The following is an 18,877-nucleotide window of genomic DNA, read 5'->3' as shown; positions in this document are numbered from 1 at the left end:
CGGCCTCCCGTGTCGTGCCGGGCGTCGGTGCCCGGCGGCGTCGACCTATCGCACCGCCCGATCCCCCCCCGCGAAGCCGCAGGTCAGAGATTTGTCAGGTCTCCACCAATATAGTCACGGGCCCGTCGTTCACCAGCTCGACGGCCATGTCGGCGCCGAACCGCCCCGTCGCGACCTCGAGCCCTCGGGCCCGTAGGTCCGCCACCACCGCGTCGACCAGGGGCTCGGCCACGGGGCCGGGGGCGGCCGCGTGCCACGTGGGACGGCGCCCCTTGCGTGCGTCGCCGTAGAGCGTGAACTGGCTGACGACCAGCACCGGAGCGCCCGCGTCGGTCGCCGAACGCTCGTCGTGCAGGATGCGCAGCTCGGCGATCTTGCGGGCCACGGTCGCCACCTCGTCGGGGCCGTCGTCGTGGGTCACGCCGACCAGCGCGAGCAGCCCGGGCCGGTCGATCGACCCCACCACCTCGCCGTCCACCGACACGCTGGCCCGCGTGACGCGCTGCAGCACGGCCCTCATCCCGCACCGCCCGCGCCGACCGCGCCGACCGCGGCCGCGAACGCCGGGCGCACGGCGCCCACCGGCACGCCGCCGCCCAGCACCGGAGTCTCGCCGACCGCCACGAGGGCGGCGACGTCGACGCCCGGCACGGCGGCGGCACCCGCCGCGAGGACGGCCGCCGCGAGGATCGCCGGGCGCGGCCGGTCGCCGCCGTCCAGGATCTTGAACGCCACCGCCGAGCCGTCGGGCAGCCCGGCCGCACACACGCCGTCGGCCCCGATCTTGGCGATCGCCCCGGGCACGGCGGCCATGACGAGGGTGTCCTCCCGCCCGTGGCCCGCCACCAGCTCGGGGAACGCGGCCATCGCCCGGCCCACCCGCGCGGCGGTGCGCATCAGCGCCTCGTCGTCAGCGGCCGAGCCGGGAGTGCCGGAAGCGCCCGCCGCGACCCGCGCGAACGACCGTGCGAGCCCCAGCACCGACGTGGTGAACAGGGGCGCGCCGCAGCCGTCGACGGTGCGGTGCTGTGGCTCGTCGCCCGTCAGCTCGCCGACCGCGGCGCGCACGGCCTGCTGCAGCGGATGCGCCGGGTCCAGGTACGACGAGGTGTCCCAACCGGCCGCGACGCACGTGGCGAGCATGCCCGCGTGCTTGCCCGAGCAGTTCTGCGCGATCCGCTCGGGGCCGTGGCCGGCCAGCTGCCAGGCGAGCGCCTCGGCCCGGCCGAAGGGCAGGTCGGCGGTGTTCCGCAGCGCGGACTCGTCGAGCCCGGCACCCGCGAGGATCTCGCGCACCCCGGCGAGGTGCTCGGGCGCGCCGCTGTGGCTGGCGGCGGCGAGCGCGAGCAGCCGGTCCGGCAGGTCGAGGCCGGAGCGCAGCATCGCGACGGCCTGCAGGGGCTTCACCGAGGACCGCGGCCAGATCGTCGTCGCCGGGTCGCCCACGGCGAGCCGCACGCCGCCGTCCGGGCCGAGTACCACGAGGTGCCCCAGGTGCACCGACTCCACGAGGCCGCCGCGCACCACCTCCGCCAGGGGCGCGGCGCCCCGCGCGACGTCGGCCGTCACCGTCACCACCCGCCCGTCGGGCCCTGCGGGCGACGCCCCCCGCCCGTGCCGTACGACTGGATCTTCGGGCGAACGTCCACCCAGTAGATGATCGCGGGCGCCACGGCGATGACGTTGAAGAACGAGCCCGCCGTCATGAGCATGGGCGGCAGCCCGAACAGGCCGATCAGCGCGGCGATGCCGAGGATGATCAGCCAGATGTTCTTGGTCAGCTTCCCCTCGGACACGTAGGCGCGGGCAGGGCGGCGCGCGGCGTCGATGAACGCGACGAGCTGCACGACGAACACCACGATCGCGAGCACGACGAGCATGAAGTATTGGAAGGACCCGATGGCGGCGGAGATCACTCGCCCGAGCCTACGGGAGGACGGTGAGCCGGCGGGAGCGCGCGGCCCCGGCCACGTGCTCGTCCCACGCAGCGACCACCGTGTCCTCGTGCGCGACGGCGAGCGCGCTCGCCACGTGCAGGGCGTCGGCGCCCCGCAGCGGCACGGGACACGACGCGAGGAGGTCCGCCGCCCGCTCGGAGACCTCGCGGGTCACCTCGATCGTGTGCAGCGCGGGGCTCAGCTCGTCCCACAGCGCGGCGCCTCGACGCCGCGCGAGCGGGTCGAGCAGCCCGGCCCGCTCGCCCGCCGCGAGCGCCGCCCGCACCTCGGCGTCGGCGATGCGCGAGCTGACGACGACGTCGGCGCGGTTCCACAGGGCGCACGCCAGCTCGGAGCCCTGCTCGCGGACGCACAACTTCACCAGCGCGCTCGCGTCGAAGTAGACGAGGGCCATGCTGCTCCGTTCTCGTTCACGGCGGTCGAGCTTGCGTCAGCGTCGGATGCGGCGCACCAGGTCGGACATGCGCGACGGCGACCTCGCGGGGGTGCGGGCGACGCCGGGACGAGCGGCGGGCGACCCCTCGTCGTCGGGCACGACGTGCACCTGACGCTCGGTCTCGGCGGGCGTGAGCAGCCCGTCGCGCACCAGGCCGGCGACGAGATCCGCCGTCTGCACCGCCGACAGGCGGGCGACGGGCACCCCCCGCTCGGTGATGACGACCTCCTCGCCCTCCCGAGCCCTCTCGATCCACGACTTCAGCTCGGCCCGCAGGGCACTGACGGAGACCTCCATGACCGACGACCGTACCGTCCCGGCGCCCCACCGGACAGAGCAAGTTGGACGACACCGCGAGAAGGGACGAGCGCGGGCCGGGGACGTCTGTGTCGCGAGGCTGGTCGGGCCTGGCGGGAGCCGCGAGGAACGAGCGGCGGATGGCGCGCCTCGCGACACAGACGTCCCCGGCTCGCGCGGCAGCGACCCGGCCCGGCCCGGCCCGGCCCGACGGTGAGAGTCAGATCGCCCGGCGGTAGGCGCGGAAGGCCAGCGTCGCGAGCCACCACATCGCGCCCACGGCAACGACGAGCAGCCCCAGGTGCAACCACACGGTGCCGGGGTCGGCGAAGCCCTGCAGCGCGTCGCGGGCCACGACGACCGCCCAGTCGAACGGGTTGAACCGCGCGACGTCGGCGATCCAGCCCGGCGCAAGGGCCGGGTCCATCACCGCGGACGACAGGAACATCAGCGGGATGGTGAGCAGCTGCGAGACGCCGATGAGCGCCTCCTGCTGGCGGGTGAGCAGCGCGACCGCCCCGGAGAGCGCCGCGAACAGGCAGCTCAGCAGGGCCACGGCCACGAGCATCACCAGCACGCCGGCCCAGCCGCCGGGGAACCGCGCCCCGCCGAGCCACGCGACGCCCACGACCACCAGCGCCTGCACGCACGCGAGCAGCGAGTACCAGGCCATCGTCGCCGCGAGCAGCGCGCCCCGGCTGGTCGGGGATGCGAGGAAGCGGTCCATGACGCCGCGGTCCATGTCCTGCACGAAGGTCGTGCCGGCCCACGCCGCGCCGCCCATGGCCGTCATCATCACGACGCCGGGGGTGAGGTACTCGAGGTAGCTGACGTCCGCGCCCCCGGCGAACCCGGGGATCTCGATGACGGACCGGAACAGCTGGCCGAACAGCAGCAGCCAGACCATCGGCTGCAGCAGGTTCATCACGATGAACACGGGGATGCGCATGCCCTGCCGGGCCTGGCGGCCGGTGAGGAGGGCGGCCTGCGTCACGGCGCTCATGCCGCCACCTCCTCGGCGGGGGCGCCCGCAGTGCCGGCCCGGTGGGCCTCCTCCAGGCTGCGGCCGGTGCGGGCCAGGTAGACGTCGTCGAGCGTGGGCCGGGACAGCCCGGCCGCCCGCACGCCCAGGCCCGCGGCGTCGAGCGCGGCGAGCAGCGCCGGCAGCGCGGTGGCGCCGGCCTCGGCGCGCGCCCGCAGGCCGCGTCCGTCGGCCGCGACGTCGACGACGCCAGGCACGCCCGCGGCGACCCGGGCCGCCGCGACGGTCGCGGCGGCGTCGTCCAGCTCGACCATGACCCCGTCGCCGCGCAGCTCGTCCTTCAGCGCGTCGGGGGTGCCGGCGGTGACGACTCGGCCCGCGTCCACGATGACGACCTGGTCGGCGAGCCGGTCGGCCTCGTCCAGGTAGTGCGTGGTGAGCAGGATCGTCATGCCGTCACCCGTCGCCATCCGCTCGATCTCGGCCCACATCGCGGCGCGCGCCTCGGGGTCGAGGCCCGTGGTGGGCTCGTCGAGGAACAGCACCTGCGGGCGATGCACGAGGCCGACGGCGACGTCGAGCTTGCGCGCCATCCCGCCCGACCACGTCTTCACGAGCCGGCCGGCGGCGTGCGCGACGCCGAAGCGCTCGAGCAGCTCGTCGGCCCGGGTCCGGGCGTCGCGGGCGCCGAGGCCCTGCAGCCGACCGGCGAGCACGAGGTTCTCGCGACCCGTGCCCATGGGGTCGGTCACGGGGCGCTGCGCCACGTAGCCGATGGCGCGCCGCACCGCGGACGGATCCCGGACGACGTCGTGCCCGGCCACGCGGGCCGTACCCGAGTCGGGCCGCGACAGCGTGGCGAGGATCTTCACGGTGGTGGACTTGCCGGCGCCGTTGGGGCCGAGCAGGCCCAGCACGCTGCCGGGCACGGCGGTGAGGTCGAGGCCGTCGAGCGCGCGCACGTCGTGCGCGCCCCGGCCGGGGCGGTAGGTCTTGGTCAGGCCGGCGACGTCGATCGCCGGCGCTTGCGGGTGTGCGGACATGTTTCCTCCAGTGAGGTCGGAGGGTCCGGCGCACGCCCTAGGGTGGGAGCGCGTCTCGTGGTGCGGTGTGCACCGGACCCGAGCCACCGGTCCCGGGCGATGGCAGTCGCCCGGGACCGTTCTTGCGTCAGTGCTGCTTCTCCTGCGGCTCGTCCCGCGAGACGAAGAGCATCCGCGCGAGGACGAGCATCATCACCGCGAGGGCGACGACGAAGGTCAGCCAGGACCAGGCCCAGCCGACGGTGAGGCCAAGGACGACGAACACGACGAACGCCGTCAGCCAGATCACGGCCGTGTAGACGCCGAACCGCGCGGCGGCGGCCGGGTCCTGGTCGAAGCGGCCGAACTGGTTGTCGGTCGCCTGCGCCCGCGCGACGTCCCGCACCCAGGCCTTCTTCCGGTTGGTCTGGGTGACGCCGAGCAGGACGAGCAGGGTCACGCCCACGACGAGCACGGCGCCCGCCACGACGTACACCCACGGGGCGAACGTCCCGAGGAGCACGAACGCGACCAGGAACAGCCCGAAGGCCGCGAGGCCGGTGGCCAGGTAGTAGCCCCCGGCGCGGCGGGACGGCATCGGGTGGTTCGTCGTCGTCTCCTGCGAGACGGAGAACCCGACGACGAACCCGGCCGCGCTGGCCGCCGTCAGCAGCAGCGCGGCGACCGCGACGGCGGGCAGGGTGAAGACGCCCGCCGCGGACACCCCCGCGACGGCGAGCGTGCCGACTCCCGCCAGCGCCGCGACCACGACGCCGACGACGAAGCCCGGCTTGGGGCGCACGCGCTGCTGCTGGGCGGCCGCAAGCGCCTCCTGCAGGGGGGTGCGCGGCACGCCGCCGGTCTGGGCGTCGGCGTCCGCCTGCGCGTCGGCGACGAGCTCGCGCACGTCGCCCAGCTCGTCGAAGGCGCGGCGGGCGGCGGGGTCGGGCGGGGTGCCGCCGGCCTGCAGCTCGGCGGCCCGGGCCTCAAGGTTCGCCCGGATCTCCTCCTTGAGGTCCTGGACCTCAAGGGTCGGCTCGATGCCGGCGAACGCCTCGTCGAGGAGTCGGTGGACGGTGGTCATCGGTCGGTGTCCTTGTCTGTGCTGAGGAGGGCGTCGATGACGTCGCGGGTGGCGATCCACGCCGCGACGTTGCGCTGGTAGACGGCGCGGCCGGCGTCCGTGATCCGGTAGTACTTGCGGCGCCCGCCCTGGGACTCGTCGCCCCAGTAGGCCTCGACCAGCCCGTCCTTGGTCAGACGGCGGTACGTCGCGTAGAGCGTGGCCTCCTTGATCTCGTGCGCCCCGCCCGTGGCGTGGCGGATCGCCTTGTAGATCTCGAATCCGTAGCGGTCCCCGCGACGCAGCGTCGCGAGCACGATCGTGTCGGTGTGACCACGCAGCAGGTCGGCGGAGAACGCGTCGTCCGCCGTCGAAGCCTCATCTCGCTGCATCACGACAGGTACTGTATCTCGTCAACTACTCGATGACAACAGGTGCTGGACGTGCCCCACCTCCGCCGAGGTAGTCCGAGATCCCGCGAGGTAGTCCGGAGTCCCGCGAGGTAGCTCGAGATCGCGCGAGGTAGTCCGGGTACAACCTCGGCCTTCACCGTGCCGTCGTCGGGAGTCCGTGCGAGCCTGCGAAGCAGGACGGGGTGGTTCGACCCTTCGACAAGCTCAGGACGACGCAGGCTCAAGCACCGGGGCGGTGAGATCCGCCCGACGCCGGGAGGGCACAGCATGACCGCACAGAGCGCGCCGCCCGCCGATCCCCCGGCGCTGCCGCAGGGCCGGGTCTGGGCCATCTTCGGCGGCCTCATGCTCGCGATGCTCCTCGCTGCCCTCGACCAGACGATCGTCGCGACGGCACTCCCGACGATCACGTCGGACCTCGGCGGGGCGGAGCACCTGTCGTGGGTGGTGACGGCCTACATGCTCGCGAGCACCGCCACCACGGTGCTGTGGGGAAAGCTCGGCGACCTGTTCGGGCGCAAGGGGCTGTTCATCACCTGCATCGTGATCTTCCTGGTCGGCTCGATCCTGGCCGGCACGTCGCAGACGATGGTGCAGCTCATCGCATGGCGCGCACTGCAGGGCATCGGTGGCGGCGGCCTCATGGTGCTCTCGCAGGCGATCATCGGCGACGTCGTGCCGCCTCGGCAGCGCGGCCGGTACCAGGGGCTCTTCGGCGCGGTGTTCGGCGTCTCGTCCGTCGCCGGCCCGCTGCTCGGCGGGTTCTTCGTCGACAGCCTCAGCTGGCGCTGGGTCTTCTACATCAACATCCCGATCGGCGTGATCGCGCTTCTGGTCGTCGCAGCGGTGCTGCCGCACATCGACACCGGCCGCAAGCCGCGCGTCGACTACGCCGGCATCATCCTGCTGGGCACCGTCTCGACGTCGATCGTGCTGGTGACGAGCCTGGGCGGCACCACCTGGGGGTGGAGCTCTGCGCCCGTCTACGCCATGGTGGCGCTCGCCGTGGCCTCGCTCATCGGGTTCGTCGTCGTCGAGCGACGGGCGCCGGAACCCGTGCTGCCACTGCGCCTGTTCCACAGCAAGGTCTTCTCGGTCACGGCCGTCGTCGGATTCGTCGTCGGGTTCGCGATGTTCGGCGCGATCACCTACCTGCCGCTGTACCTGCAGACCGTCAAGGGCTCCACGCCCACCGAGTCCGGCCTCGAGATGACGCCGATGATGCTCGGCATGCTGATCACGTCCATCGGTTCCGGTCAGCTCATCTCCCGTACGGGCAGGTACAAGATCTTTCCGATCCTCGGCACCGCGACCACGTCGGTCGGTCTCTACCTGCTCTCTCTCATGGGTCGGGACACGACGTCGCTCCAGGCCGGGCTGAGCATGTTCGTGCTCGGCGCGGGGCTGGGCATGGTGACCCAGGTGCTCGTCATCGCGGTGCAGAATGCCGTCAGCTACCGCGACCTCGGCACCGCGACGTCGGGCGCCACGTACTTCCGCACCATCGGCTCGTCGGTGGGGGTCGCCGTCTTCGGCACGATCTTCTCGGGCCGCCTGACGGCCGAGCTCCGCACGTCCGTGCCGTCGTCTGCGCAGGGTGCGTGCGCCCCGGACGCGCTCGCCGCGTCCACGGACACGCTCAGGCAGTGCACGCCCGAGGTACAGAACTGGTTCCTCGACGCCTACGCCGGGGCCCTGCACGTGGTGTTCCTGTGGGCCGTGCCGGTGGCGGCGCTCGGCTTCCTGCTGACGTGGCTGCTCCCCGAGGTCGAGCTGCGCACCTCCACCCGCGGCGGCGGCCCCGCGAGCGCCGGGCAGGCCGCGGGCGCGTCGTTCGCCCTCGGCTCGGGGCGCACGTCCCTCGACGAGCTGCGACTGATCCTGTGGCGTCGCGTGGGCAAGCTGGACCCGCTGCGCGTCTACGAGCTGGTCGATTCCGACTCGGGCCTCACGCCCGCGGAGGCCTGGATGGTCACGCGCGTCTCCCTCAAACGGAAGCGCTCGGTGAAGCTCATGGCGGAACACACCGCGCGTTCAGAGGACACCGTGCGCCAGGTCGCTGAAGGGCTCAGGGCACGCGGGCTCGTCGAGATCGACGGCGACACCGTCGTGGCCACACCAGCCGGCGACGCCGCCGCCGAGGCGATCCGCGACGCCGAACGGCGACGGCTGCAGCGCTACGTGGCCGAATGGCCCGGCGGCGACGAGCCCGAGGTCGACGAGCTCGTGGAGCAGCTCACCCACCAGCTCCTGGCCGACAAGACGGACCTCGTCGAGACGCGCTGAGCGCCCGAACTACCTCGCGCGATCCCGGACTACCCGCGGAGATCCGCACTACCTCGCGAGGTTTCGGACTACCTCGCGAGGTTTCGGACTACCTCGCGAGGTTTCGGACTACCTCGCGAGGTTTCGGACTACCTCGCGAGGTTTCGGACTACCTCGCGAGGTTTCGGACTACCTCGCGGAGATCCGCACTACCCCGCCGGGGGTCTGGGCTCCTCGGCGTCAGAGCTCGGGGAGGGTGGCGCGGGCGGCCTCGGGCGTCATGCCGGCGGCCTCGAGGGTGTCGACCAGCGGCGACCGCAGCAGCAGCGCGAGGGACTGCACCTGCCAGTACCCCTCCCCGAGGACGCGGGGGTCGGCGTCGGCGGCGACGGCCGACAGCGCCTCGCGCGCCCGGGCCGGGTCGATGCCGGCCCCCAGCGCGCTCGCGAGCAGCCGCGCCCCGCCCGCGTACCGATCCACGAGGTCCGCGACCGGATGGCGGACCTCCGCGCCGGCGTCGACGCCCCCGTCGTCGGAGCCATGGTCGACCCTGTCCGTGCCGCCGTCCGGTGCGGGCCCCGTCGACTGGAGCGCCGCCGGGGCGCGGCGGGCCAGCACGCGCACGCTGCGCATCGCCCGGTCGATCAGCACGGCCTGGGAGGCGAGACGGGTGATCTCGCCCCGGTGCACGCGGTTGACGCTCACGCGCGCAATCTCCCGCGACTTGCGCGCGAGCTCGCGCCAGTCCGCGAGCACGGTCTCGGCCGCCCGACCGCGCACGAGCGCGCCGGCGATGTCGTCCTCGTCGGCGTCGCGCAGCCCGCGGGCGACGGCCTCCAGCACGATGGCGAGCTCGTCCGTCGCCTCCTCGGCGAGGGCCCGCAGGCGCCGACGCGGGTCGCCCGGGGTCAGCAGGGCGACGAGCAGCGCGATCGCGCCCCCGACCAGCGCGTCCGTCCACCGACCGATCGCTCCCCCCGTGGCGACCGCGGCCGGGAGCCCGACGACGACGATCGCCTGCACGCCGGCCTGCGTGGCCAGCAGCGCGCCGCGGTCGATGAACCGGGCGAGCAGAGCGGAGATCGCCATGACCACCGTCAGCTGCCACCAGCCCGACCCGATGAGGTGCACCAGCAGGTCGCCCAGGCCGACGCCGAGCGCGACGCCGACCGCCACCTCCGCCACGCGGCGCAGGTCGCGGTCGAAACTGAACCCGAGGCAGACCCACGCGGCGACGGCAGCGAAGAACGGCTGCTGATGGCCCAGTACGTAGGACGCGAACCCGTAGGCGACGCCGGCGGCCAGCGACGCCTGGACGATCGGCCAGAAGGAGGTCCGGGCACGTCGCCAGCCCTGGCGCACCCGGATGCGGCGCCGCATGGTGCGCAGCGCCGCCCGGGCGAGCTCGCCCGCGGGACGCGCCGCCGGCTCGTCGCTCACGGGCGTCCGCTCACAGCAGGCTCTGCGGCGCGTCCGGTCCGCGTGGGGTGAGGCCACGGGCGAGCGGCCCGTGCGCCTCGGGACGGTCGGCCGAGACCCCGTCGCCGGGGACGACCAGCTCCTGCGCCGCAGCGACCCGGAGCTCCTGCCCGCCGACGTCGCCGGCCACGGTCAGCTCGGCGTCGTCGGGGACGGACCGCTTGACGACGGCGAGCGCGACCGGCCCCAGCTCGTGGTGCCGGGCGACCGTGGTCACGGTCCCGACGGCACGCCCGTCGGTGCCGTCCAGGAACACCTGTGCGCCGGCCTCGGGGACCACGTGCTGGGAGCCGTCGAGATGCAGCAGCACCAGGCGCCGCGGCGGGCGGCCGAGGTTGTGCACCCGCGCGATGGTCTCCTGTCCGCGGTAGCAGCCCTTGTGCAGGTGAACGGCGGTGCGCAGCCAGTCGAGCTCGTGCGGCACGCTGCGGTGGTCGACCTCGTGGGCCAGCCGAGGACGCCAGGCCTCGACGCGCAGGGCTTCGGTGGCCCAGGTGCCGGCGAGCTTCCAACCCGCAGCCTCGCGCTCGGCGACGGCGGTCTCGAGCTCCGCGCGCGGCACGAGGACGAGCCGCCACGGGCGGTCCGCGCCGGGGTGCTCCGACTCGGGCGGGCCGTAGCGGGTGCCGCCGTCGGCGACGCGCGGCCAGGTGTCCCACCAGGTCACGGGCTCGCCCTCGGCCGCCTCGGCGGCGACGGGCTCGCCGATCGCCGCGTACTCGCCCGAGACGTCGGCGATCTCCACCCGCATCATGAACTTCATCCGGTCGAGCCAGGCCGCGAGCGGGGCGGCGTGGTCACCCTCGGTGATCAGCCAGGTGGCCTCGCCGTCGTCGACGACGCCCGCGGCGTGCTCCACGTGCCCCTGGGGCGAGAGCACCAGCAGCTCCGTGGAGGTGCGCGGCGGCAGCGCCTGCACGTCCTGCGACGTGATCGAGTGCAGCCAGGACAGGCGGTCGGGCCCGGCCACCCGCACGACGCCGAGGTGGGACTGGTCCACGACCGCCCCGCCGCGGGCGAGCGCGCGCTGCTCGGCCACAGGGTCGCCGTAGTGCCAGGCCACGCCGGCGTCGGGGCCGGACGCGGGCACCGCGCCGTGGCGGTTGAGCAGGGGGCTGTTGTCCATCAGGACTCCTCGGTGACGCGGTCCAGCTGGGCGGAGGCGTACGAGCCGAGGGGGTGGCCGAACGCGGCCAGCTCCTCGACCCACATGAGCCGGCCCTCGACCAGGCCGTAGAGCCGCTTGGCAGCGGTGACCTCGGCGGCGGTGGAGGTGCGGGCGACGAAGTCGGTGGCGAGGTCGATGCGGCCGTTGCCGGCGACCCCCAGGAAGAGCGACAGCCGGCCCGACGCGTCGGTGACGAGCACCTCAAGCGCGTGCCGGTCGTCCTCGAGCCCCTCGGGGCGCTCGCTGGAGACGCGCCAGTAGCCGGTCTCCGTCGACCAGACGGTGTCGGGCTCGTCGTCGCCCGGCTCGTCGTCGCCCGGCTCGCCCTCGCCGTCGGCGGCCGCGGCCGCGGCCGACCGCACGCGCAGGGTGGACTCGAAGCGCAGGTACGGGCCGCCGTCGTGGTCGAAGACGAGCTCGTGGACGAACGGCGTCTCGTCGATGCCGGGGTACTCGACGACGCCCTCGCCCTGCCACCGGCCCACGAGCCACGCGAGCGGATAGACCTCGGGCGCGAGGCCCTCGGGGAAGGCGAAGGGCATCAGCGCTGGCCCTGGAACAGCTTGTAGACGACGTACCCGGAGAACCAGATGATCGCGATCGTCACGACGACCAGCAGACCGGTAAACACTGCCTCGAGAGCATGGATCGACATGCGGCGATCCTACCCAGCCCCTCCCCTTATCACCCACCGCCAAGGTGGCGTGAGTAGGGTCGCCGGTCATGACGTCCACCACCTCGAGCGCGTCCACACGCTCTCTCGTGATCAAGACCACGTCCGGGCGGGACCGGCCGGAGGCCGCGAACCAGGCCCTGACGGTGGCGGCCACGGCCGCCGCGGCGGGCGCGGAGGTGAGCCTGTGGCTCACCGGCGAGGCCGCGTGGTTCGCCGTCCCCGGCCGCGCCGCCGAGCTGGCCCTGGACCACGCCGCCCCGGCGGCGGACCTGCTCGACGCCGTCCTCGCCGCAGGTTCCGTCACCCTGTGCACCCAGTGCGCCGCGCGTCGCGACCTCACGGCCGACGACGTCCTGCCCGGCGTGCGCATCGCCGGGGCCGCCGTCTTCACCGAGGAGGTGCTGCGCCCCGGCGCACAGGCCCTCGTCTACTGAGCCCACCGACGGGCCCCGCTCTGCCCCTTGTGACCCCCGCCACCAACGCCAGGAAACACTCCGGTCAGGCACCCCTGGTGCCGTAGCTTGAACGTTGAAGCATCCCGTGACGCCCTGCCGCACGAGCCGCAGGGACGCACATGCCCGAGGCCCCCCTGCCGCTGCGCGGGCGCGGGCCGACCGCCGTCGCGATTCCGGAGAACTACCCATGACTGCGCCCACCCGGACCTGGAACGACCTCGTCATCCCTGCGGCGGGGACGTACCTGCTCGACGAGGCGCACAAGCGCCTGGGCTTCCTTGCGATGCACATGATGGTCAGCCCTGTGCGGGGCGAGTTCCCCGTCGGCACCGCCACGATCCACGTCGCGGAGGACCCGCTGCAGTCGTCGGTCTCAGCGACGCTCGAGACCGCGACGATCACCACGCACAGCCCGGACCGGGACACGCACCTGCGCAGCCCCGACTTCCTCGACGTCGAGAACTACCCGACCATCGAATTCCGCAGCACCGGGATCGCGTGGCGCACCGAGGAGGACCCGATGTTCTCGTGGGCCCGGCTCAAGGGGCGCGCGCCCGGTCGCGGCGCCCTCCCCCGCACGGTCGACCGCACGTCGGCGAAGTTCGTGCTGCACGGGAACCTCACGATCCGCGGGGTCACGCACCCCATCGCTCTCGACGCCGAGTTCGGCGGCGCACGTCGTGACCCGTTCGGCAACGACATCTTCGGCTTCAACGCGAGCGCCGACTTCGAGCGCGAGAAGTACGGCCTGACCTGGAACGTCGCCCTCGAGGCCGGCGGCGTCCTCGTGTCCAAGACCGTGCGGATCGAACTCGCCGGCGAGGCCGTCCGGCAGACTCCGCCCGAGCCGCAGGCCTGACGCCGGCCCGCCCTCGTGGTGAGCGGTCAGGCGACGACGAGCCGCCCGACGACGAACACGAGGATGCCGGCGACGGCGACGGGGGTCGTCACGGCCGCGAGCACGGCGCGACGGCTGGTCAGCGCGGGCTGACGCTCGAACAGCAGGCGCAGCACCGCGACCACGAGCCCGGTCACGACCCCCGCGACGAGACCGCTCACCGGGTCGATGGACGGGACGAGGAAGCCCGCTCCCCCGGCGGCCACGCCGCCGAGCACCACGCCCACGAGCGACCCCGCCCACCCGCGCGCCACCGGCAGCGCGGACACGGCTGCCGCGACCGCCAGGCCCGCGGCGGCGACCACGACGAGCGAGGCGCCCGCCTCCGAGCGGCCCACGGCCACCCATCCACAGGAGCAGACGGCGACGACGGCGCCGCTGACGGTGCCGCTCACCGACTCCACGAGCCGGGGCCGCCCCCCGCGGCGCAGCATCTCCGCGACGAACGCCAGCACGAGGGCCATCGCGAGCACGATCGGCACGTTGCGCAGCACCGGTTCGCCGCTGGTGGCCCAGGCCACCGCGACGGCCCCGAGCCCCGCAGCTCCGACCACCACGGTCGTCCCCCCGGGGGCGGGCAGCCGCAGCAGCGGCGCCCAGCCGATCGCGAGCAGCAGCACCAGGGCCGCCGCAACGGCGGTCAGGGGCAGGATCCCGAGGGACCCGAGCGAGGCCGCGGCCGCGACGACGGCAGAGAGGACGGCCGTCCAGACGGCACGGGTGGTCACGGTCACGACGACGAGTGTCCCAGACCGCGCGGCACGCCTCGTGCCCGGATCTCCACGACCGGGCGTCCCGTGACCCGGATCTCCCACGACACAGTCCGGTCGCCGGCCCTTAACGCGCCCGCAACATGGTTCGAGGCACACTTCGGGGACCTGGTCGGTCGACCGGGTCGGATGTGGTGTGACCAACACCCCAGCCGCGGTACGTTGGCGGACGCACCTCGTCGGACGCTGTCGAACGAACCGTCCGACGACCCGGGAGGAGGTGCCGGTGGCCCAGCTGCTGATCCTCACCCCCGCGGCGGGCGGGTCCGTCGAGGTGCTGCCCGCGCTGGGCCTGCTGAACCACAAGGTCCGTGTGCTGCCCATGGAACCGTCCGCGCTGGTGGACGCCCCCGACTCTGACATCGTCCTGCTCGACGCGCGGCGCGACCTCGTCGCGGCGCGCACCACGTGCCGCCTGCTGCACGCCACGGGCCTCACGGTGCCCCTCGTGCTCGTCCTCACCGAGGGCGGCCTGACCGTCGTCACGCACGAGTGGGGTGTCGACGACCTGCTGCTGGAGACGGCGTCTCCCGCCGAGGTCGAGGCGCGGCTGCGGCTCGTGATCGAGCGCTCGGCCCACGGGCCCGTGGACGACGGCCCGCAGGAGATCGCCGCGGGCGAGCTCGCCATCGACGCCGGCGGTTACACCGCGCGGCTGCGCGGTCGCCCGATCGACCTCACGTACAAGGAGTTCGAGCTCATCAAGTACCTCGTGCAGCACCCAGGCCGCGTGTTCACCCGCGCCCAGCTGCTGCAGGAGGTCTGGGGGTACGACTACTACGGCGGCACCCGCACGGTGGACGTGCACGTGCGGCGCCTGCGCGCCAAGCTCGGCCCCGAGCACGAGCAGCTCATCGGCACCGTCCGCAACGTGGGCTACCGGTTCGACCCGCCCAAGGAGCCTCGTCCCGCCGAGAACCCGGACGGGGTCGGCACCTCGGCGGACAACGCCGGCGACGGCGCCGCCGGGCGCGCCCCGGCCCGCTGACCGCCGCGCGCCCTCCCCGGCCCCGGCGCCGCACAGCGGGTAGGTTCGTCCGGTGACCGCGATGTCGGACTCCAGCGACTTCTCCAGCGCCCTCGTGGACGGGCCCTGGCGGCACGAGCTCGTGCCCGCCAACGGGGCGCGCTTCCACGTGGCGCTCGCCGGCCCCGACCGGTCGAACGGCGACCGCCGCCCTCTTGTCGTCCTGCTGCACGGCTACCCGCAGTTCTGGTGGGCGTGGCGCCACCAGGTCGAGAGCCTCGCCGCCGCCGGCTTCCGGGTCGCGGCGATGGACCTGCGCGGCGTCGGCGCCTCCGACAAGCCGCCGTCGGGCTACGACGTCCTCACCAGCACCAGTGACGTCGCGGGCGTGGTGCGCTCGCTGGGCCACGCCCGGGCCGTCGTGATCGGGCACGGCACGGGGGGCGTGATCGCCTGGTCGATGGCGCGGCTGCAGCCGGCCGTCACCGCCGGGGTGGCCGCCGTGTCGTCGCCCCACCCGGGGCGACTCCACGTGTCGGGCCGCCAGCTCCTGACCCCGGTGGCGCGCCGACAGCTCGCGCTCTACCAGCTGCCCACCCTGCCCGAGCGCCGGCTCACGGACGGCGACATGGTGGCGCGCGTGCTGCGCGACGGCGCCGCCCGCCCCCTCGGCGCCGACGCGCTCGAGCTCTACCGGACGGTGATGCGGATCCCGTTCGCCGCGCACACCGTGATGGAGTCGCTGCGCTGGATGGTGCGCTCCACCCCGCGCCCGGACGGGCGGCGGTACCTGGCCGCCGTCCGGCAGCCGGTCGACGTCCCGGTGCTCCAGGTGCACGGCCGGCTCGACGGGTTCCTCGATCCGCAGCACGCGGGCGTCGACGGCGCGGCGCTCGCGCGCGACTTCCGGTTCGAGCTGCTGGAAGGCGCCGGGCACTACCTGCCCGAGGAGGCCCCCGACGAGCTCGGCGCGCTGCTGGCCGACTGGCTGCAGCACGCCGTCTCCCCCACCGCCGGTTGAGCTCGTCGAAACCGCGCCGGGTTTCGACAGGCTCAACCAGCAGCGGATCAGCCGCGCGGGCCGGGCTTGACCAGCTTCGCGGCCGCGACCGGGTCCACCTCGCCCACGCCGAACGACGGGCACCACCGAGCCACCGGGCACGCCCCGCACGCCGGCCGGCGCGCGTGGCAGCGCCGGCGCCCGTGCCACACGAGGTGGTGGCTGAGCATCGTCCAGTCCTTCTTCGGGAACAACGCACCCACCTCGTGCTCGACCTTGACCGGGTCCTCTGACGTGGTCCAGCCGAAGCGCCGCGCCAGGCGGCCGAAGTGCGTGTCCACGGTGATGCCCGGCACCCCGAAGGCGTTGCCGAGCACCACGTTCGCCGTCTTACGACCCACCCCGGGCAGCGTCACCAGGTCGTCCAGCCGCGCCGGGACCTCGCCGTCGAACCTCTCGACCAGCGCCTGCCCCAGCCCGATGACCGACCGCGTCTTGGCCCGGAAGAAGCCGAGGGGCTTGAACAGCTCCTCCATCTCCGCCGGGTCGGCGCCCGCGTAGGCCGCGGCGTCCGGGTACCGGGCGAAGATGGCGGGCGTGGTCGCGTTGACGCGCACGTCCGTGGTCTGGGCCGAGAGCACCGTCGCCACCAGCAGCTCCAGGGGCGTGGTGAAGTCCAGCTCCGCTCGGGCGTCCGGATACGTGGCCGCCAGCTCGCGGTCGATCCTGCGAGCCCGGCGCACGAGCGCCACCCGGGACTCACCGGTCGGGGTCTCGTCACTGGCGGGCGTGGTCGTGGGCTTCGTCGGCACGTCTTGGAGCCTAGCCACCCCGTCCGACGGCCGTCGGTCGAGCGGCGACGGGCCCAGGACCGCGCGGTCAGGACCCCACCGAGGCGACGCGATTTGGTGTGGTGAGGCAGACTGAGAACCGGAACACATCCTCTTGACAACCCCCGGACGACCCGCCCCACCCCGGGAAAGGCCGCCCCTGAACCACGTGAGGAATCCTGTGGACGACACCGTCGTGCTCTCCGCCCCTCTCTTCGCGGACATGGAATCCGAGGAGACGAAGGCGCTCTTCGAGTCCATGGTCCCGGTCGAGCTCACCCGTGGGGACGTTCTCTTCCGCGAGGGCGAGCCCGGCGACCGGCTCTACGTCATCGCGCAGGGAAAGATCAAGCTCGGCCGCCGGTCGAGCGACGGCCGGGAGAACCTGCTGTCGATCCTCGGTCCCGGTGAGATGTTCGGCGAGCTGTCGCTGTTCGACCCGGGCCCCCGCACGGCGACGGCGTCGTCCGTGTCCGACGCGCTCGTCTACGAGCTGCGGCACCACGCGCTCGTGCACTGGATCGCCGCGCACCCCAGCGTCGCCACGACGCTGCTGGGAGCGCTGGCCCGCCGCCTGCGCCGCACCAACGAGACCCTGGCCGACCTCGTCTTCTCCGACGTGCCCGGCCGCGTCGCCAAGGCGCTGCTCGACCTCTCGTCCCGCTTCGGCGAGCCGAACGACGACGGCATCCGCGTGGCGCACGACCTCACGCAGGAGGAGCTCGCCCAGCTCGTCGGCGCCTCCCGCGAGACCGTCAACAAGGCGCTGGCCGACTTCGCCACCCGCGGCTGGGTCCGCCGCGAGGGCCGCGCCGTCGTGCTGCTCGACATCGACCGCCTGGAGCGTCGGGCTCGCTGAGCCGCTGGTCGGGCGCTGGTTGAGCCTGTCACTGATCGCTGGTTGAGCCTGTCACTAATCGCTGGTTGAGCCTGTCGAAACCACCGGTCCGTCACCTCGGTTTCGGCCGCAGGCGGAAGGGGCGTTCTTCGCCCGGTCGTGTTCACGCGCCCCAAGGGGCGATCCACTTCGGGAAATCTACGACCGGGCGAAGAACGCCCCTTCCGCCTGCTCGGACTGTCGGCTCGCAGTCGCGATGCCCGACGACGACGCGGCGCCCGCCTCGCCTTCGGCCCGCCACGCGACCTGCGGGCTAGGCGCCAGGACTGACGTCCCTCCGCGGCCGCTACCTCGCCGTCATCGGCGACGCCCAGGGACAGAGGTCGACCGGCGGCCGCGACGTCCGTCCCTGGAAGTCGCCTACCGCGACGTCTTCCGCGACGCCTGGGGACACAAGAGGACCTGACGCGGCGCGGAAGATGATGTAGGAGCGGGTGGGGACGAGGTTCTTCGCCCGGTCGTAGATCTCCCGAAGTGGAGCGCCCCTTGGGGCGCGTGAACGCGACCGGGCGAAGAACCTCGTCCCCACCCGCGGCCGTAACCCGAGAGTTACGGCCGCAACCAGAGAATCAGGCGAGCTCCACGATCAGCTCCACCTCGACAGGAGCATCCAGCGGCAGCACCGCGACGCCGACGGCCGAACGCGCGTGCACGCCCGCGTCGCCGAAGATCTCGCCGAGCACGGTGGACGCGCCGTTGAGGACGCCCGGCTGGCCGGTGAACGACGGGTCGGAGGCGACGAAACCCACGACCTTCACGACGCGGGCGACGGCGTCCAGCGAGCCCACCAGCGACCGCACCGCGGCCAGGGCGTTGAGCGCGCTGGTGCGTGCCAGGTCCGCGGCGACGTCCGGCGAGACGAGCCCGTCGCCGGCGCCGACCTTGCCGGTGACGGGCAGCGCGCCGTCGACGAAGGGCAGCTGGCCCGCCGTGTAGACGTAGTGCCCGGACCGGACGGCCGGGACGTAGCTCGCGACGGGCGCGGCGACGTCGGGCAGCGAGATGCCGAGCTCGGCGAGGCGGGCCTCGGGTCCTGAGGTGCTCATCACTGCTCGCCGGAGGGTCGCTTGAGGTAGGCGACCAGGTTGGTGCTGTCGGGGCCGGGGACGACCTGGACGAGCTCCCAGCCGTCTGCCCCCCATTGGTCCAGGATCGCCTTGGTGTTGTGGATCAGCAGGGGGATGGTCGCGTACTCCCACGTGGTAGCCATGCGGCGATCGTAACCACCACCGGTCCACAGAACCTGCACAGCGGGACGCGGCCGCCCGGCCGTGCTGAGACAGCCCCAACCCTTACCCTG

General features: G+C 73.7%; 22 protein-coding genes. 6 read left to right on the top strand and 16 right to left on the bottom strand.

What is annotated here, in order from left to right; all coding sequences use genetic code 11:
• Positions 1-94 precede the first annotated feature (94 nt).
• From dtd to AC1C2W_RS00490, 9 genes are all read right to left on the bottom strand, one after another.
• Entirely contained in the window at positions 95-520 is a 426-nt protein-coding gene (dtd, locus tag AC1C2W_RS00530) for a D-aminoacyl-tRNA deacylase (RefSeq protein ID WP_495388310.1), read from the bottom strand.
• Positions 517-1,578: an asparaginase gene (locus AC1C2W_RS00525; RefSeq protein WP_495412067.1), complete on the bottom strand. Its 1,062-nt coding sequence runs from the start codon at positions 1,576-1,578 to the stop codon at positions 517-519. Before AC1C2W_RS00525 ends, dtd begins: the two co-directional genes overlap by 4 nt.
• Positions 1,572-1,916, bottom strand: a complete 345-nt coding sequence (locus tag AC1C2W_RS00520; protein WP_495388312.1) for a DUF2516 family protein — start codon at positions 1,914-1,916, stop codon at positions 1,572-1,574. The genes AC1C2W_RS00525 and AC1C2W_RS00520 overlap by 7 nt, the downstream gene beginning before the upstream one ends.
• Positions 1,917-1,926: 10 nt before the next feature.
• Positions 1,927-2,352 carry a type II toxin-antitoxin system VapC family toxin gene (locus tag AC1C2W_RS00515; protein ID WP_495388313.1) on the bottom strand — a complete coding sequence of 142 codons (426 nt, stop codon included), beginning with the start codon at positions 2,350-2,352 and terminating at the stop codon, positions 1,927-1,929.
• A gap of 36 nt (positions 2,353-2,388) precedes the next feature.
• The gene (locus AC1C2W_RS00510) at positions 2,389-2,691 is read right to left on the bottom strand and encodes a type II toxin-antitoxin system Phd/YefM family antitoxin (protein WP_495412066.1); all 303 of its coding nucleotides are present in this window, start codon (positions 2,689-2,691) and stop codon (positions 2,389-2,391) included.
• Positions 2,692-2,911: 220 nt separating this feature from the next.
• Positions 2,912-3,694: an ABC transporter permease gene (locus AC1C2W_RS00505; protein ID WP_495388315.1), complete on the bottom strand. Its 783-nt coding sequence runs from the start codon at positions 3,692-3,694 to the stop codon at positions 2,912-2,914.
• Positions 3,691-4,716, bottom strand: a complete 1,026-nt coding sequence (locus AC1C2W_RS00500; protein ID WP_495388316.1) for an ABC transporter ATP-binding protein — start codon at positions 4,714-4,716, stop codon at positions 3,691-3,693. The genes AC1C2W_RS00505 and AC1C2W_RS00500 overlap by 4 nt, the downstream gene beginning before the upstream one ends.
• A 127-nt stretch (positions 4,717-4,843) precedes the next feature.
• Complete coding sequence (locus tag AC1C2W_RS00495) at positions 4,844-5,779, bottom strand: permease prefix domain 1-containing protein (RefSeq protein WP_495388317.1); 936 nt, start codon at positions 5,777-5,779, stop codon at positions 4,844-4,846.
• Positions 5,776-6,150 (bottom strand): PadR family transcriptional regulator, encoded by a 375-nt coding sequence (locus AC1C2W_RS00490; RefSeq protein ID WP_495388451.1) that lies wholly within the window; start codon positions 6,148-6,150, stop codon positions 5,776-5,778. The genes AC1C2W_RS00495 and AC1C2W_RS00490 overlap by 4 nt, the downstream gene beginning before the upstream one ends.
• A 288-nt stretch (positions 6,151-6,438) precedes the next feature.
• On the opposite strand from AC1C2W_RS00490, the gene AC1C2W_RS00485 reads away from it, so the two are divergent.
• Positions 6,439-8,457, top strand: coding sequence for an MDR family MFS transporter (locus AC1C2W_RS00485; RefSeq protein WP_495388318.1), 2,019 nt, complete (start codon positions 6,439-6,441; stop codon positions 8,455-8,457).
• A 219-nt stretch (positions 8,458-8,676) separates the two neighbouring features.
• Here the strand turns inward: AC1C2W_RS00485 and AC1C2W_RS00480 are convergent, their stop codons facing one another.
• The 3 genes from AC1C2W_RS00480 to AC1C2W_RS00470 are packed head-to-tail and all read right to left on the bottom strand — an operon-like array spanning position 8,677 to position 11,625.
• A complete protein-coding gene (locus tag AC1C2W_RS00480) occupies positions 8,677-9,876 on the bottom strand; it encodes an FUSC family protein (protein ID WP_495388319.1) in 1,200 nt (399 codons plus the stop codon).
• 10 nt (positions 9,877-9,886) lie between these two features.
• Positions 9,887-11,041, bottom strand: coding sequence for a CAF17-like 4Fe-4S cluster assembly/insertion protein YgfZ (gene ygfZ, locus AC1C2W_RS00475; RefSeq protein ID WP_495388320.1), 1,155 nt, complete (start codon positions 11,039-11,041; stop codon positions 9,887-9,889).
• Positions 11,041-11,625: a heme-binding beta-barrel domain-containing protein gene (locus tag AC1C2W_RS00470; protein WP_495388321.1), complete on the bottom strand. Its 585-nt coding sequence runs from the start codon at positions 11,623-11,625 to the stop codon at positions 11,041-11,043. The genes ygfZ and AC1C2W_RS00470 overlap by 1 nt, the downstream gene beginning before the upstream one ends.
• Before the next feature lie 181 nt (positions 11,626-11,806).
• On the opposite strand from AC1C2W_RS00470, the gene AC1C2W_RS00465 reads away from it, so the two are divergent.
• Both AC1C2W_RS00465 and AC1C2W_RS00460 read left to right on the top strand, forming a co-directional pair.
• Complete coding sequence (locus AC1C2W_RS00465; RefSeq protein ID WP_495388322.1) at positions 11,807-12,193, top strand: DsrE family protein; 387 nt, start codon at positions 11,807-11,809, stop codon at positions 12,191-12,193.
• Positions 12,194-12,401: 208 nt separating this feature from the next.
• Positions 12,402-13,073 carry a YceI family protein gene (locus tag AC1C2W_RS00460; RefSeq protein ID WP_495388323.1) on the top strand — a complete coding sequence of 224 codons (672 nt, stop codon included), beginning with the start codon at positions 12,402-12,404 and terminating at the stop codon, positions 13,071-13,073.
• Between the two features lie 26 nt (positions 13,074-13,099).
• Here the strand turns inward: AC1C2W_RS00460 and AC1C2W_RS00455 are convergent, their stop codons facing one another.
• The gene (locus AC1C2W_RS00455; protein WP_495388324.1) at positions 13,100-13,846 is read right to left on the bottom strand and encodes a hypothetical protein; all 747 of its coding nucleotides are present in this window, start codon (positions 13,844-13,846) and stop codon (positions 13,100-13,102) included.
• A gap of 262 nt (positions 13,847-14,108) precedes the next feature.
• On the opposite strand from AC1C2W_RS00455, the gene AC1C2W_RS00450 reads away from it, so the two are divergent.
• Together AC1C2W_RS00450 and AC1C2W_RS00445 are read left to right on the top strand one after the other, a co-directional pair.
• Entirely contained in the window at positions 14,109-14,870 is a 762-nt protein-coding gene (locus AC1C2W_RS00450) for a winged helix-turn-helix transcriptional regulator (RefSeq protein ID WP_495388325.1), read from the top strand.
• Positions 14,871-14,931: 61 nt separating this feature from the next.
• Positions 14,932-15,870 carry an alpha/beta fold hydrolase gene (locus AC1C2W_RS00445; RefSeq protein ID WP_495388452.1) on the top strand — a complete coding sequence of 313 codons (939 nt, stop codon included), beginning with the start codon at positions 14,932-14,934 and terminating at the stop codon, positions 15,868-15,870.
• A gap of 47 nt (positions 15,871-15,917) precedes the next feature.
• Here the strand turns inward: AC1C2W_RS00445 and nth are convergent, their stop codons facing one another.
• Positions 15,918-16,661 (bottom strand): endonuclease III, encoded by a 744-nt coding sequence (nth, locus tag AC1C2W_RS00440; RefSeq protein ID WP_495388326.1) that lies wholly within the window; start codon positions 16,659-16,661, stop codon positions 15,918-15,920.
• Between the two features lie 199 nt (positions 16,662-16,860).
• On the opposite strand from nth, the gene AC1C2W_RS00435 reads away from it, so the two are divergent.
• Positions 16,861-17,538 (top strand): Crp/Fnr family transcriptional regulator, encoded by a 678-nt coding sequence (locus tag AC1C2W_RS00435; protein WP_495388327.1) that lies wholly within the window; start codon positions 16,861-16,863, stop codon positions 17,536-17,538.
• A 608-nt stretch (positions 17,539-18,146) separates the two neighbouring features.
• Here AC1C2W_RS00435 and AC1C2W_RS00430 read toward each other — a convergent pair.
• Both AC1C2W_RS00430 and sp36 read right to left on the bottom strand, forming a co-directional pair.
• Entirely contained in the window at positions 18,147-18,623 is a 477-nt protein-coding gene (locus tag AC1C2W_RS00430; protein WP_495388328.1) for a RidA family protein, read from the bottom strand.
• Positions 18,623-18,787, bottom strand: a complete 165-nt coding sequence (sp36, locus tag AC1C2W_RS00425; protein ID WP_495388329.1) for a Sp36 family protein — start codon at positions 18,785-18,787, stop codon at positions 18,623-18,625. Before sp36 ends, AC1C2W_RS00430 begins: the two co-directional genes overlap by 1 nt.
• Positions 18,788-18,877: the final 90 nt, after the last annotated feature.

Source organism: Isoptericola sp. Y581, assembly GCF_059445475.1.
This window is presented reverse-complemented; position numbering and strand designations above follow the sequence as displayed.